This window comes from Thermogutta sp., from assembly GCF_039793925.1.
Classification (GTDB): domain Bacteria; phylum Planctomycetota; class Planctomycetia; order Pirellulales; family Thermoguttaceae; genus Thermogutta.
In genome coordinates this window covers 1-15,252 of record NZ_JBAMME010000199.1, presented here as the reverse complement: position 1 = coordinate 15,252, position 15,252 = coordinate 1, and the positions used below count along the sequence as shown (strand labels likewise).

9 protein-coding genes and 1 tRNA gene are annotated in these 15,252 nt (G+C 55.9%); all 10 read left to right on the top strand.

The genetic code is table 11. The features are described from left to right. Nucleotides 1-12 precede the first annotated feature (12 nt). The 10 genes from ABJK56_RS07315 to ABJK56_RS07270 all read left to right on the top strand — a co-directional run bounded on the left by ABJK56_RS07315 (nucleotide 13) and on the right by ABJK56_RS07270 (nucleotide 15,103). Nucleotides 13-1,557 carry an NADH:flavin oxidoreductase gene (locus ABJK56_RS07315; RefSeq protein WP_347244010.1) on the top strand — a complete coding sequence of 515 codons (1,545 nt, stop codon included), beginning with the start codon at nucleotides 13-15 and terminating at the stop codon, nucleotides 1,555-1,557. Then, nucleotides 1,554-4,034: a hypothetical protein gene (locus ABJK56_RS07310; RefSeq protein WP_347244009.1), complete on the top strand. Its 2,481-nt coding sequence runs from the start codon at nucleotides 1,554-1,556 to the stop codon at nucleotides 4,032-4,034. The genes ABJK56_RS07315 and ABJK56_RS07310 overlap by 4 nt, the downstream gene beginning before the upstream one ends. Nucleotides 4,035-4,060: 26 nt before the next feature. After that, nucleotides 4,061-5,089, top strand: a complete 1,029-nt coding sequence (locus ABJK56_RS07305) for a hypothetical protein (RefSeq protein WP_347244008.1) — start codon at nucleotides 4,061-4,063, stop codon at nucleotides 5,087-5,089. A 330-nt stretch (nucleotides 5,090-5,419) separates the two neighbouring features. Then, nucleotides 5,420-5,492: transfer RNA gene (locus ABJK56_RS07300), tRNA-Glu, on the top strand. An 889-nt stretch (nucleotides 5,493-6,381) separates the two neighbouring features. Next, complete coding sequence (locus tag ABJK56_RS07295; protein ID WP_347244007.1) at nucleotides 6,382-7,827, top strand: alpha-amylase family glycosyl hydrolase; 1,446 nt, start codon at nucleotides 6,382-6,384, stop codon at nucleotides 7,825-7,827. Between the two features lie 648 nt (nucleotides 7,828-8,475). After that, nucleotides 8,476-8,649: a glycerophosphodiester phosphodiesterase family protein gene (locus ABJK56_RS07290; RefSeq protein ID WP_347244006.1), complete on the top strand. Its 174-nt coding sequence runs from the start codon at nucleotides 8,476-8,478 to the stop codon at nucleotides 8,647-8,649. 107 nt (nucleotides 8,650-8,756) lie between these two features. Then, the gene (locus ABJK56_RS07285) at nucleotides 8,757-10,964 is read left to right on the top strand and encodes a hypothetical protein (protein WP_347244005.1); all 2,208 of its coding nucleotides are present in this window, start codon (nucleotides 8,757-8,759) and stop codon (nucleotides 10,962-10,964) included. Between the two features lie 339 nt (nucleotides 10,965-11,303). After that, nucleotides 11,304-12,185: an AtpZ/AtpI family protein gene (locus ABJK56_RS07280; protein ID WP_347244004.1), complete on the top strand. Its 882-nt coding sequence runs from the start codon at nucleotides 11,304-11,306 to the stop codon at nucleotides 12,183-12,185. A gap of 16 nt (nucleotides 12,186-12,201) precedes the next feature. Then, entirely contained in the window at nucleotides 12,202-12,924 is a 723-nt protein-coding gene (locus tag ABJK56_RS07275; protein WP_347244003.1) for a rhomboid family intramembrane serine protease, read from the top strand. Between the two features lie 130 nt (nucleotides 12,925-13,054). After that, nucleotides 13,055-15,103, top strand: coding sequence for a hypothetical protein (locus ABJK56_RS07270; RefSeq protein WP_347244002.1), 2,049 nt, complete (start codon nucleotides 13,055-13,057; stop codon nucleotides 15,101-15,103). Nucleotides 15,104-15,252: the final 149 nt, after the last annotated feature.

The window sequence follows — 15,252 nt, the reverse complement described above, 5'->3', positions numbered from 1 at the left end:
GGTTTTAAAGATATGCAACCCAAGAGTGGTGAGTTCGTCAAAATAGCAGCACTCAAGTCCCCGCAAGAACTCCGCGACCGGATTGCAGCTCTGGGGTACGAGTTACCCGTCGACGATCAGCCGTTGTCCGCTGCGGAGGGATCCCCCTTAGCCCAGCCATTTGAAGTTGCAGGCTTCCGAATCCACAATCGCTGGTGCATCCACCCTATGGAAGGCTGGGATGGAACTCCGGAAGGCCAGCCCACCCAGCACACTATCCGGCGATGGGAACACTTTGGCGCGTCGGGAGCGAAGCTCATTTGGGGTGGAGAGGCGTTCGCCGTCCGTCGCGATGGCCGGGCCAATCCCCATCAGCTTTATTACCGGCCAGAAAACAAGGAAGCGATGCGACATCTCCTCCGGCGGCTACGCGACGTCCATGGCGAGTGTTATGGTGAGCGTGCGACGGAGGACCTCTTTGTCGGACTCCAGTTAACCCATTCAGGCCGCTTCTGCCGTCCCAATCGAAAGGATCGGGCGGAACCCCGCATTGTGTACCATCATCCGGTGCTGGATGCGAAATTCGGGATTGATCCCCAGGATGACTCAGTCATTTTGAAAGACGAGGACATTCCCGCGCTGATTGATGCTTACGTCGAAGCCGCGCGAATGGCACGCGACGTGGGCTTCCAATTCGTCGATATCAAGGCCTGCCATGGATATTTGGGACATGAATTTCTCTCGGCATTTGATCGTCCCGGACCGTACGGCGGCGATCTGCCGGGGCGCTCGCGCTTTCTCCGGGAGGTGATTCGTGCTGTTCGATCGGAATGCCCCGAGTTGGTCATCGGCGTGCGACTATCGGTTTTCGATTTTCCCCCGTTTCGCCCTGACCCCAGTCGCGCGGAGCCGGGAAAACTGGGGCCGGGAATTCCCCACGAATTTCCGGTGCCCTATCCCGGGTTTGGATGCAATCGCTGGAACCCGTTGGAAATCGATCTCCAAGAGCCGATCAAACTGCTGAAAGAACTCCACGAGGCATGTGGGGTAGCGATGGTCAATCTGACGGCCGGTTCACCCTATTACAACCCCCATATTCAACGGCCGGCGTTGTATCCGCCATCGGATGGATACCAACCGCCAGAAGATCCGCTTGTGGGCTGTTTGCGGCAAATCGCGGTGGTGAGGCAGATCAAACAAGCTTTGCCCGGTCTGCCTGTGGTCGGCACGGCTTATACGTATTTTCAGGAGTACCTGCCGCACGTGGCTCAGGGAGTTGTCCGAGCAGGCTGGACCGATTTTGTGGGAATTGGACGGCTGGTTCTGGCATACTGGGACTTGCCGGGAGATGTCCTTGCAGGAAGGGACCTCCAAACCAAACGCCTTTGTCGGACTTTCAGTGACTGCACCACCGCGCCGCGTAACGGCCTCGTCAGCGGCTGTTATCCGCTTGATCCCTATTATCGTGCGTTGCCTGAGAATGAAATCCTCCGGGAAATTAAAAGTGGGCTCCGTGGGTCACGACGGCAGGTTGAAAAGCCATCGCAGGGCGTGAGCTGGTCATCAGGTGGGCCATGAAAACGCTCTTTCGTGCTTCACGCGATACCCACCACTTTTGGCATAATCCCTTTTTTGATCTTGTCGCGCTGTGGATTCGGTTGCGTGGACTGTTTTTCGTTATCGGGATGCTTCTGGTTGCGGTGGCGATGCCGCTGTCGGCCAGGTTGCCGGTAGATCGGTCTCTCCTGCACATGCTTGCGGCAAACGACCCGGAGAGAAAAATTTGGTCGGAATTTGAGCAAATCTTTGGGACACAAGATTTTGTGCTGATCGCGTATCGAGATACCCAACTTTTCGCCGCAAGCGGAGAGGGGATCGCCCGATTGTCTGAGGTGGCTCAACGGCTTCGTGCCGTGTCCGGCGTGAAAGATGTTTGGAGCTTAGACCAGCTTCTGGGGCCGGCGATTGTCAGCCGATCTTCGCTTGCGGAGTCCGTGCGTCATTTGTTCGAAAATTACACGCACAACGCCCTGGGAAACGTGGCGGCTGTGATTGTCCTTATTGATCCGCTTTCGGACCACGGGGAGGCTCAACGCGCCACAGCGATCGACCAGCTCACCGCAATCGCATCGAGCCTGCCAGAGGGAGTGATTGTGGGGCCACCCGTCGTAGTCGAAACCGGATTCCGGATGGTTGAGCGCGATGGTTCCCGCATCGCATGGACGGCGGGGATTCTGCTGGCCGGGGTCATACTCATTTGTTCAGGCCAACTTCGCTGGGTGTTGATAGCGGCAATGCTCATTACCACTAGTGTAACCGGGGCAAAGGCAACATTTGCGATTTTGGGAGGCTCCGGAAATCTCATCGATTCCGCACTGGTAGCGGTGATCACGGTCATTGCGGTGGCCACTCTCATGCATCTTGTCGTACGTGTGGAAAATGCCAGGTGGAGAGGCCATTCCGCGGAGTCTGCATTGCACGCAAGTACCCGGCAACTCACGCTCCCTGTGATGCTGGCACTGGCAACTGACGCGATTGGTTTTGGGGCCTTGACAGTCTCCGGAGTCACACCGGTGCGAAGCTTCGCCGTCGTGGCGGTGTTGGCGGTGGGTTGGCTTCTGATCGCGATGCTCTGCTTCTTACCGGCTACCTTCATGGGCGCAGAAAAGATCGCGGTCCGTGTACGCCGAGAAACAATCCGTTTTTTTGCATCGTCCGTCTTCCTCCGTGCTGAGACCCTGAGGCGTTCCCTTACCGAAGCGGGACCGTTGCAAGCGGTACTCCAGGGGGTGCTTAAAGTCTCGTTGCGGCACCGGTGGCGGGTCGTCACCACAGCAATAGTCCTCATGGCGGCAAGTCTGTGGGGTTGGCTTCGTGCGAAGTACGAAACTGATTTCACTCGAAGTTTCCGCGAAGACTCCAGTATCGTGCGGGCTTACGAGTGGCTCGATCAAGAACTTGGAGGCGCTGGAGTGTGGGATATCGCGCTCCCCGCGCCTGGGCATTTGACGCCGGAGTATCTGGCGGCTGTGGAAAACCTTCAGAATCGCTTGCGAACAGAGGTGAAAATCGAGAGCCAGGGACGATCCGTCCCGGGGCTCGCCAAGGTCCTCAGTTTGGCGGATCTCCGGGCTGCGCTGAACTCCCTGCCACTCCCCTCTGCGTTTTCATCAAGATGGACGGAAGACTGGGCTCTTCGGTTTGTTCAGATGCGAATGCCCGGCTTGTACCGCGCACTTTATACTGCCGATCCGAGAGAACCAACCCGCTGGTGGTTTCGCATCTTGCTGCGGTCACAGGAACGGGAGACGGGAGAATCGCGAGTTGCTCTCGTGCGGCAGGTACGTCAAATCGTGGAAGAAGAATGGCCGCGGATAATCCAGTCATGGCCGCATAAAGAGCCATCCCCAGCGGAATCGCGCCACGAAGCTCAAGCGTCATTCACCGGCGACTCAATGACTTCAAGAATCGGTCCGCTTGTCACCGGTTACTATGTTATCTTCGGAGAGCTTGTCAGAGGTCTGGTCGTCCAGCAAGGGCTAAGTTTTATCATTGCCATAGTCGGAATGGCTCTGTTATTCGCAGTGGCTTTTAGAAATCTTACCTGGGTTTTCGGGGTCCTGTTCGCCAACCTTTTACCGGTCGTTGTCCTGATGGGAACACTCGGCTGGATCGGAGTTCGCATCAACATGGGATCCGCCATGATGGCTGCCGTATCCCTGGGCTTGAGTGTCGATGCGTCGATTCACTACCTCACAGCTTTCCAGAGAGCACTCAAAGCCGGGCGGAGTATCACGCGAGCTTTGAGGGAAGCGCAAAACACCGTCGGGCCAGCCACCGTGTACGCCACGCTCGCGCTGGTTGTGGGATTTTTGAGCCTAACTCGCAGCCAATTTGTCCCCACGGCGGACTTCGGCATTCTTGTAAGCTGGACGATGGTAGGCGGACTTGTATCCAATCTGGTTCTCCTTCCCTGTTTGCTTTCCTTCAGTAAAAGGCACAACATCTCGGCTCTCAGAGCACGTTGGTTTTCCGACAACCATCCAACAAAGTGAAATAAGCGGTCTTGACGATCGGTTCGATGGATTGGGTTCATCACATAGCGACGGATGAGGCGGGTTACGGCCCCACGCTGGGGCCCTTGGTCATCACTGCCACCTTGTGGTCTGCGCCCCGCGAGTACCCACCGGAGGTCTGGTACTCGCTCTTGGCTCCTCGAATAACGGTTGCGCCACTAAGAAAGACGAGGCTTCCGAATGACCTCCGCGGATCTCCGGAGGCGATTGCTGATGGGGAGAAAAAGGGCGACCAGGCCCGTCCGTTATGGATTGCCGATTCCAAGAAGGTCTACAGTGGCGATTCCGGATGGCAGAATCTGGAAAGGGCTGCGCTTGCTATCCTCGGGCAAATCTTCCAATTTCCGTGCGAGTGGAAAAATCTCGTTCGTCAGCTCGATCCAGCAGCTCGCCCATGGCTCCAGATCATACCATGGCTGGCTGCATTCGACCGGAGCCTGCCTCTGGTGTGTGAGCGGGGTGAAATCGAACACGCCACCCAGTGTCTTTCAGATGCTCTTGCTGGAAACGATTTTCGTCTGGAACAAGTTCGCGTCCAATTTCTTCCGGCGGTCCGTTTCAATCAACTGATAGAACGGTTCGGGAAAAAAAGTGATCTCCTTTCTCATTTGACCCTCGAACTGGCGCGCCAGCTCGCACCGGAAGTTGGGCAAGCGCACGTTTGGTCTGACAAGCACGGTGGCCGAGACCGCTACGCCCAGCATCTTGGGACGGTTTTTTCTAGAGATTGCATCCGGGTCCTGCAGGAATCCCGAGAAATCAGCGAGTACGATATCCTCGAGCCTCAGCGCAACATACGCTTTTGTTTTCGGGCCAAGGCCGAATCATACTTCATCGTGGCAGCTTCCTCGATCGTTTCAAAATACCTGAGGGAGGTGGCTATGTGCGCATTCAATGAGTATTGGCGACGCTGGAAACCCGAGCTCCGTCCTACGGCGGGTTATCCGGAGGACGCCCGGCGCTTTCTTGAGGAAATTTCGCCCCTCCTCGAAAAGCTGGGAATTCCCCCTGCCTTCGTGCGACGGCTCAAATGAGTTCCATGAAGGTCTGAGTCGTATGCGCGTTGCAAGGGGCTTTCAGAGCGTCTTTGGGAGGGCTGCACGATCGCGCGAAATCAACCGCGAGTTGCCCAGGGCCGTGCAAAGGAAGAGCGGGTCTCGCACATGGCTCCTTTCGCTCGCCGGCAAATGGGATGAGTGACGTCCACGCAACCATTTTTAGGAGGCGGCTTCTCGAAGGAATGTGTGACAAAAAACGGTGTCCCTCGCAAAACCTTCCCTCAACCCACTATTGACACGGCCGGGCAAACGCTTAACATAAGACAAGAAGAGAACCAAAAAACAATTCAGGAAAGCTTGCAGAGTGCCCCCTTCGTCTAGTGGCCCAGGACGTCGGATTCTCAGTCCGAAAACACGGGTTCGACTCCCGTAGGGGGTAATTGGTCATTTAATCACGTCAAGTTCGATGTCCGCGGGTCGGCGCGCCGCGAGTGGCGTCGCGGCGCTCAAAGTTGGCTGCAGGCATGTGCTCGTGCGCAAACCCGGCTCGTTGGCTCTTTCTCGAAACGCTCTCGTCAAGTTAAGCATTTATCTTCGCCTCGTGGTCAGGTTTTGGCAGTTTTTCAGAAATCGCGCATGTCCGATGTGCCACCATGCGAGCACCGCGTTCGAACGATAGGAGCCGATCTGACGCTCGCTTTATGGCACAGCTCTGACGCGTGGCAGCCGAAAGCTTCGGCTGGGACTGGACGCCCGGCCTGCGACCGGACGATAGTCACTTCTTAGCGGTGTAGCGTCCTCGAGGCCGTCGAGATCCAGCGTACCGTTTAAAGTCGCTCTCCTGCGTGATGGTGCTTGACATTTTGGTGGATCGACACGCCACGCGATCCAAACTGAAGGGATACAGCAACACGCTGGGTTGAGCTTGAGGCGCAATCACATCGTCGTACTTGCAGGACAGATGTGCAAACTGGCAACCTCTCTCGGGACGAGAGCACCAGACCGCCAACGACCTGTCGTCACAGAAAAATGGTAGTAATCCCAAAAGATTCCGGCGGCTCGTGGGAGTTTCCCTGGAATGAAGAGTTGCCCTCGCGTCGTCTCCTGGTAAACTCATTCCGACAGGCCACTGAACATTGGCGTTGCTCCGCTATTCATCGGTTATGCAACGATTTACTGAAACGACGTCATACGATTTTGTTGGAACTCCGTGGTGGTCTGTATTCGGCCGCTGTGACGAATGAGCGAAGAGCTCTCTTCGGACTCTACTCAGCAACGGTGACGGCATATCGAACTGGAATCAAATCCGAAGGAAAGGAATTGCACTGATGAGACGACTGCTCATCCCAAAAACCCTGTCCTTCGTCGTGTGGGTGGCGATCATATTGGAGACGGGATTGACGGTTGCGTGGGAGGCAGAGCGGGAGCAGACATCAATAGCCCATCGGTCGGCTCGGCCGGCACCTCTGTGGCTGACAGAAGGAATCATCTATCAGATTTGGCTCCGTTCCTTTACTGCGGAAGGGACTTTGAAGGCCGCTACCGAGCGGTTGTCCTGGATCCGGGATATAGGCGCAACGATTGTCTATCTGCCGCCAGTGCAATTGGCCGATGACGATCTGCGAACGGAGTTTTGGAGTCCCCGCCAGAGAGGTTCTGGGCTGAACAATCCGCGAAATCCTTATCGAATTAAAGACTACTACCAGATTGATCCCGAATACGGGACCGAGGAGGATTTGCGCACATTTGTTCGGGAGGCGCATCGGCTTGGTCTCCGGGTGCTCATGGATGTTGTCTTTTATCATTGTGGACCAAATTGTGTATTGATGGACGAGCTGGAGTTTATCCAACGAGACCGCTCCGGCAGGCCTGTTCTCGGACCGTGGAATTTCCCACTTCTTAACTTCCAAAGCCAGAAGTTGCGGGAGTACCTCTGGGCCAATATGGACTACTATGTGCGAAAGTTCGAAGTGGATGGCTTTCGGTGTGATGCCTCCGACCGCGTGCCCCTGGACTTTTGGGAAGGGGCCCGAACGCGACTGGCGAATATCAAGCCCGATTTGGTGGTTTTAGCCGAGGGAGAAAACAGGCCGGCAGACCAAATCCATGCTTTTGACATCAATTATGAGTTTACCTGGTCGCGGCTGGTGCGGGCTGTTGCAGGGCGCGGCCAATCGGCTTCGGAGATCCGTAAGCATTGGGAGACGGTTGTCGCCCGATGGCCCGCCGGTGCCCGCTTCATTCGTTTCAGTGCCAATCATGATCTGGTCAACGACCAGGAACATGCGGAAGTTCTGTGCGGCCAGGCAGGAGCTGCTGCCCTCCTGGTGCTCAATTTTACGATCGACGGGGTACCGTTTCTGTATAACGGCCAGGAAATCGGTGACACCACCCCGCAAAGCATCTACGGCCGGTGGCCAATCCGGTGGGAGGCAGCCGGTTTGCCGAAGTCGGCCAGCCGGTTGACCCTAGTGAAAAAACTGTGTCAACTGCGTCGCCGAGAACCCGCCCTGACCCGGGGCCAAACCCTGTGGCTCGAAAATGACCAACCCGATCATGTGATATCCTTTATCCGTCGGTTGCCCAACTCGGAGATTGTGTCAATCGTCAACCTTTCCAATCGGCCGGTAGAGGTGCAAGTGAAGTTACCATCCCAGGCAGGTGAACAATTTGAAGACCTGTTGAATTCTAGACGCGTGGCCCAGGCCACCCGCGACGGCCTCAACCTGAATCTTGAGGCCTTCGGCTACTTCGTAGGCAAACGGCAAATGTAGTCATTCGCGCAGTGTCGAGAATTCCCCGCAGATGCGGGCTCGCTCGGCACGATGGAGAGGGCGTTGCGGAGACGCGGGCGCAACCCGGCAACAACGCAGGGCGAATCGACTGGGCCCAGCATCACGAGCCAGGTTTGCCGATTGGGAGTGGCTCAGTGGAATCAGTCGCAACGCACTCCAGCCGCTGTTGCTTGTAGGAGGCTTGCTGCTGCGACGGGGGTCAAATATCGCCACGCCGTCTCATGTGGTGGTGAATTCAACGACCCACGGGTCACCCGCGTAGCCCATAAACCCCGTCTTGTCGCTCTCCGGAACCACCGTCTTCGCATACTCGTGGTTGTGCCTTGATGGGATTGACGAAGAAGCCGAGTCCGGCCTTTTCAGGGTTTTGCCGCGAGCTTTCCGCCACTCATGGACGCAGCAGACAGCATCTTTCCAAAGCCAACGCTTCAGTCTATGCGAGAGAAATTCGACCAAAATACTGTTGCTGAGGTTCGCAGATGACTACCCGAGCTGAAAGCTCACTGGTTGGTGTCACACAAGCAGGACTAGGTCACCAGCCGCTGGACTCCCATCGTTGACGAAGTGTTTGAAATCCTCTCACGGATCAAGCCCCATGGACTAGATACGGAAGGGAACCCGCAGGCTGTGAACCAGGAGTTCGTCGACCGGCTTCGCCGTCAAAGCTACAAGTTTCACGTTTGGACGATCGATGATGGCGATCTTTCCAGACGGTTTCGTGACCTGGGTGTGGGCTCGATCACCACCAACCGTCCGGCTTTTATTCGCAAAGAGTTGCAACAGCATATCGCAATAGCATAAAAATAAAATGTGAACCGGTAAGCGACGGTACACATTTGGCTTGCCAAAGGCATTCGTCGCTTCGGCAAGCTGCGAAATGGCTCGTCAGACGAGGGGAGGCCCAACTTATGGTGCGACAACCGATCTTAACGCCCTTGCTTGCCTATTTTCTGACCTGGGTGTGCTATGCTCATCGGACCTGTGCGGCTGGGCCGGGCAGTATTGAGTTTCGCGGCGACATTCGGGTCCCTCAAATTGCGTTTGCAATTGATGAAATCTTCCAAGCGACGCTAGTGACAGAGACTCCGCATCCGCGGCTCGTTGTTGAATTTCGCATTGACGAAAAGTCACTGCCTCGCCAGGCCTATAAAATTGAACGGATCGAAAGTCCTGCTGGTTTTCGGGTTACCGGTGGAGATCCGCCAGGGGCAATGTACGGTGGTCTCGACATAGCCGAGGCCATTCGAATCAATGCCTTGGGCGAACTGGCCGAAGGTGAGCGTCGGCCTTACATTGAACGTCGGGGCATCAAATTCAATATCCCTCTCGATGTCCGAACGCCCAGCTATTCCGACAATGGGGACAGTTTTCAGGCCAACATTCCCGAGGTCTGGAGCACCGCCTTCTGGCACGAGTTTCTCGACGAAATGGCCCGCCATCGATACAACGTGCTCACACTCTGGAATCTGCACCCTTTTCCATCGATTGTTCGCGTCCCGGAGTTTCCTGATGTGGCACTGAATGACGTGTGGCGGACTCGTCTTCGCCTGGATGATACGTTTTCACACTCGGGAAGTGATATGGTTCGGCCCGAGATGCTGCGCGACGTGGAGATTGTTCGACGAATGACGATTGATGAGAAAATTGCTTTCTGGCGGCATGTGATGGAGTATGCGCATGACCGGGGCATCGAAGTGTACTGGTTCACCTGGAATATTTTCGTCTGGGGGACGGACGGCAAATATGGCATCACGGCTGACCGTGATAATCCTGTGACCATCCAGTATTTCCGAGCCAGTGTGCGAGAGTTGGTTCGTACCTATCCGCTTTTGGCGGGCATAGGTATCACCGCCGGGGAAAACATGGGTCGGGACGACAAGCGTTTAACCAAAGAACAGTGGTTGTGGCAAACCTACGGTGAAGGAATCCGCGATGCCCTGGCTGATCAGCCCGGGCGACCTTTTCGCCTGATCCATCGCTTCCACATGACCAACCTCAGCGAAATCCTCAAGGAATTTCACGAGGCTCGGGATATTCTGGAATTCAGTTTTAAATACTCAATTGCCCATATGTATTCTATTCCTGATCCACCATTTATTAAAACCGCACTCCAACATATGCCCCCTGGAATGAAGACCTGGCTGACGGTCCGTAATGATGACATCTATAGTTTTCGTTGGGGTGATCCCGATTATGCCCGCGAATATATACTCAATATGCCGGGTTCTAATCGCCTGGCAGGATTCTATATGGGTCCCGACGGATATTGCTGGGGTCGAGAAGCCATCGATATCGATGGCGAAGTACCCCGGCAACTGGTCATGAAAAAGCAGTGGTACAGTTTCCTCCTTTGGGGACGCCTCAGCTACGACCCGCAGATCTCGAACGATCACTTTCGCAAAATTCTGGCGGCCAAATTCCCCGAGGTACCCTCTGAAAAGCTGTTCACGGCCTGGGCGGCGGCTTCCCGCGTGTTCCCCCTAATCACTCGGTTCTTCTGGGGGGATATCGACCTGCGATGGTTTCCGGAAGCCTGCATGCGGTACCCGGCTCCTCGTGGCTTCTACACCGTGAAAGACTTCATCCTGGGGGAAACAATGCCCGGCAGTGGTGTGCTGAACATTCGGGAATGGCTCAATCATAAGGACCACCCCGAAAAGGTTGCGGTCGGACCTTTGGAAATCGCCAGCGACTTGGAAAGCAATGCCCAGAAAACGTTGACGTTACTGGCCGACTTGAAATCGCCCAACATCACCGGCCGGGAACTCCAACGGACGCTCGGTGATCTGGAAGCTATGGCCTATCTTGGAAAGTACTATGCCGAAAAGATTCGCGGCGCGGTAAAGCTGGCAGAATTTGATCGCGACGGCAAGGCCGAGCATCAGCAGGCTGCTGTGGCACACCTCCAAAACGCACTCACCAACTGGCAGCGATACGCCGAGATAACGCGCAGCCAATATAAGCCGCAACTCCTCAACCGTATCGGCTATGTGGACCTTAATGAAGTAACGGCCTACGTCGAGCAAGACATCCAGATCGCTCAACAATGGAGGCCAGGCGCCCTCCGCGAAGCTGCCCCCGCTCGCCGACAGGGGGACGTCCCTTTTCGGCCGTAATGTAAAGGACGAACAAGAAAGCCGCGGCACGACTCAGCGACCATCCATGGTTGTTCGCTTAAGATGCCCCAACCAGCATCGGCCATAATTGACGGTTGATTAAGACCCTGGCACTCTACTACGTGCAATCCAACCATGGCCGGCTGATTCTCTCCTCTGCCCATAGAGTGCAGTTTCGCGCGATCGTACCCAATTTGATTGAGTCACATGCCTCCAACGAATGGCAAGGGCGGAAATGCGTTCGAATGACTTTTCCTTCGCTGCTGACAAACGCATAATTAAGACCGGATTGGCTGGAAGAATCTTGCTCGTCAACCACAAATCAGAAAGGAGTTTCCCGTGCCTGTGCTTGTCCGCTGCACCTGTGGAAGCGAGTATAACCTTAAAGACGAGTACGCGGGTAAGCTCGTGCAGTGTCCGCGATGTGGGCAAAATCTGTTGGTACCTTCACCACAGCAGGAGGAAATCCCTTTACAACGGGGGGAACCTCCCTTTGACCGAGATCTTTACCTGTTGCGGCAGCACGTCGTAGCCGTTTCGGAAAAGTACTCGATCTGCGATGAAGACAACAATCCCATTATGTTCGTGGAGCGGCGAGTTTATCTCGGGAGGGGCATTCTGGCGATTTTCGGCAGCTTTCTCGTGCTTGCTTTGACAATGGGACTATCTGGGTACCTCGGGTACGTGCTCGACGAGGAATGGTTGCTCGCCGTGGGCACTCTTGTGGGAGCAGTGCTCGCCATCGTGATCTTTATCGCCATCCTGCCCAAAAGACACGTGATGTTTTGGCGTGACGACTCGCGGGTAGAGAAATTGCTCGAAATCCTCCAGGACCGAAAGTTCATGCCGATCGTCGCGACTTACACCGTGCGCGATCCGGCCGGCAATATCCTCGCCCGGCTGCGAAAAAACCTGTTCACCAACGTCTTTCGCCGCAAATGGACGTGTTTTCGCCCCGATGGTACCATCTGGTGTGTGGCCAAAGAAGACTCGCTTATCCTTTCCCTGTTGCGTCGTTTGATCGGGCCCCTCTTCGGAATCCTCCGCACGAACTTCATCATCTGTCATCCGGACACAGACGAGGTTATTGGCGAATTCAATCGCAAGTGGACGCTCTTCGATCGATATGTCCTGGACCTGCGAGCGGACCGCGACGGCTTCCTTGATCGCCGCGTAGCGCTCGCGCTGGGGGTCATGCTCGATACCGGCGAACGTCGCTGATGAAGGTACAGAGGCCATGGCCGACGACAATCCTGATCTGCGCACACCCGAACCCACCCCGCTTGTCATAACAGAAGACATGCTCGCTGAACCGACGGCCACAGCTCCGCCGCTTGTCGACTTTGAGCGGGGAATGTGCTGGACTCCCGCCATGACCCTGGGATTGATTGTTCTCAATCTCTGCTTCTTTATCCCCGTATTTTCGGCGGAAAAGCCAGAACAGGTGCTGGACGTCTTTCTAAAAACGGCCATCATTCGGGAAAAAGTCTTGGCCGGGGAAGTCTGGCGCATGATCACATCCCTTTTTATGCACGTCGATCTTGCACATCTTTTGGGAAACATGGCGGCACTGTACATCGTAGGAATGGCCTGTGAGCATGCCTTTGGTCCTTGGCAGACGGTCCTCACTTTCTCGGTAACCGGTCTATGTGGAGGCTTCGCCAGTCTCCTCGTGCATCCGGGGCCATCGGTGGGGGCCTCGGGCGCGGTTTTCGGCGTTCTCGGATGTGTGATCGGATTTTTCTGGCGACACCGCCGAGAGGTCCATCTTCGTGATAAACGCATCGGGTTGGCACTCCTGGCATGGGCTGTGTACCAGATCCTCACAGGCCTGACGGAGCCAATGATCGATAACGCCGCACATGTGGGCGGATTGATTGCAGGATTGGTGATTGGCTTCCTGCTTCCCCCGCGGTTACTTTCGAAGCGTGAACCCCTCGCGCTGGATGGAACTCCATGAGCAGATCGCCGGGGAAAGCGAGTCATAGAGTCTGGGATGAACTTCCGACGAGCCGGTTGCTGGTAGAGAATGGAAAACACTGGCGATGATCCAATGGCGCTGATAAGCGGCAACGGATGGGAGGTGCGACATGGTAAGTACTCTCGTGATGATCGTTTTGTCCGTGACCGTGGGAGCCCCGGCTGACGAGTGGTCCGTTTTACCTGGCCATTCGCAGCTCAAAGACCCCCAAAGTATGATGACCAACTATCTCCTTGGTCAAATCGCCGAGGCACAAAAAAGGTGGCGTGAGGCCTACGAGAAGCGCACCACTGTGGAAGAAATTCGGCAACATCAGGAGTTCCTAAAGCGGGAATTCCTGCGACGAATTGGGGGCCTGCCGGAGCGGACACCGCTCAATCCCCAGGTGGTGGGCCGCCTCCAAAGAAAAGGCTACTTGGTGGAAAAGATCATTTTTGAAAGCCAACCGCGTCATTTTGTGACGGCCGTATTGTTTCTGCCCGATCCCGCCAAATATCAGCCACCCTATGCGGCCGTGCTGGTTCCCTGCGGACATTCCAATGAATCGAAAGGCTACAAAGAATACGCTGCTTTTGCCGCCCTGTGTGCCAGCAACGGCCTGGCCGCCTTGGTCTTCGATCCCATTGACCAAGGCGAACGCCATCAGTGGCGGAATCCCGATGGCAAGTTCACCCTTTGGGGAACTGCAGGACACAACATGATCGGGGTCGGCTCGATCCTCCTCGGACGAAACACCGCACGATTTGAAATCTGGGACGGTATTCGGGCCATCGATTACTTACAATCCCGACCCGATATTGACCCGCAAAAAATTGGCTGCTCCGGCATCAGTGGCGGTGGCACCCAGACCTCCTATCTGATGGCACTGGATCCCCGAATTAAAGCGGCAGCACCGGGCTGCTATATTTGTAGTCTCTATGGTCGACTCATTCGAGAGAATGGCCCCCAAGATGCCGAGCAGAACATTTACGGCCAGCTAGCCCTAGGAATGGACCATGCCGATTATTGCATCATGCGCGCACCGGCCCCCACGCTGCTGCTGGCGGCCACCCGGGACTTCTTCAACATCGAGGATACCTGGATGTCGTTCCGCTTGGCGAAGCGCGTGTACGGGCGATTAGGCTATCCGGAACGCATGGATCTCGCCGAGACGGACACCGAGCACGGTTTCACCGTTCAGTTGCGGGAGGCCTCGGTCCGCTTCATGCTCCGCTGGTTGCTGGGCCGGGATGAGCCCGTCTTCGAGCCCGCCGATCTCGATGTCCCGACGGCCGCCGAGCTTCAATGCACGCCCCAGGGTGAAGTGATGCTCCTGGACGGTGCGCGGTCCGTGTACGACCTTAACCGGGATTACGCTCAAGAGCTGAAAATCCGCCGAGAAAACCTCTGGAAAACAACACCGCTAGAAAAATTGCTCGAACGCGTGGCCGAAATTGCCGGGGTACGGCCTCTGGAGGATTTACCGCGGCCCGATGTTACAGTGTGTCAGACCGTCAATGGGGAAACCGCCACCCTGGAAAAGCTTATCTTCCGACCGGAACCTGGAATTGAACTGCCCGCCCTGATTTTCACACCTAAAGACCGTCAACCAAAAAGCGGCGTCATTTATATTCACGAAGACGGTAAAGCGACCGATGCGGGAAAAGGAGGGCCCATTGACGAACTTGTCCAACAACGCAAGCTGGTCCTGGCTGTTGACTTGCGCGGATTGGGTGAAACGCAGCGAACCGGCCAAACCTATTTTCGTCCTGAGTATCATGGACCTGATGGCCAGGACTTCTATCTCGCCTATCATTTGGGAAAGTCTTATGTGGGAATGCGGGCGGAAGACATCCTTGTGGTGGCCCGCTGGCTTAAAGAGGAGCGGTTACCGGCGGGCGTCCCTTTGGAGCTAGTTTCGGTGGGATATCTCAACAGCAGCGCCCTGCATGCGGCCGTGCGTGAGCGGGACCTCTTCCAGCATATCCATCTCGTCCGGCCGCTCATTTCCTGGGATAACGTGGTCCAACTGGGGTTCAGCAAGAATCGCTTGGTCAACACGGTTCACGGAGCCCTGGAGGTCTACGACCTCCCCGACTTGGTCCGCGTTTTGGGCGAAAGGGTGACGATCCAGGATCCCCGCGATGCCATGGGTCAAGAGTGGTCCGGGCACCTCTGATAACTTCAGCCGCTTAGAGGGGATTATGGGCTGAGAATCTCCCCTCTCGTTCTACTGCCGTACCCTCCACTGGTATGGTCTCGCTCAGTGTGGTGTGGCCCAGGCGTTGGCCAAAGCGGGGATCATTGCCAATTTCAACATGGTGCCTG

Bases quoted from the DNA above. Each gene is read 5' to 3' on its own strand.
- ABJK56_RS07275 (WP_347244003.1), top strand. From the start codon at position 12,202: ATGGCCGACGACAATCCTGATCTGCGCACACCCGAACCCACCCCGCTT.
- ABJK56_RS07305 (WP_347244008.1), top strand. From the start codon at position 4,061: ATGGATTGGGTTCATCACATAGCGACGGATGAGGCGGGTTACGGCCCC.
- ABJK56_RS07285 (WP_347244005.1), top strand. From the start codon at position 8,757: ATGGTGCGACAACCGATCTTAACGCCCTTGCTTGCCTATTTTCTGACC.
- ABJK56_RS07270 (WP_347244002.1), top strand. From the start codon at position 13,055: ATGGTAAGTACTCTCGTGATGATCGTTTTGTCCGTGACCGTGGGAGCC.
- ABJK56_RS07295 (WP_347244007.1), top strand. From the start codon at position 6,382: ATGAGACGACTGCTCATCCCAAAAACCCTGTCCTTCGTCGTGTGGGTG.
- ABJK56_RS07315 (WP_347244010.1), top strand. From the start codon at position 13: ATGCAACCCAAGAGTGGTGAGTTCGTCAAAATAGCAGCACTCAAGTCC.
- ABJK56_RS07310 (WP_347244009.1), top strand. From the start codon at position 1,554: ATGAAAACGCTCTTTCGTGCTTCACGCGATACCCACCACTTTTGGCAT.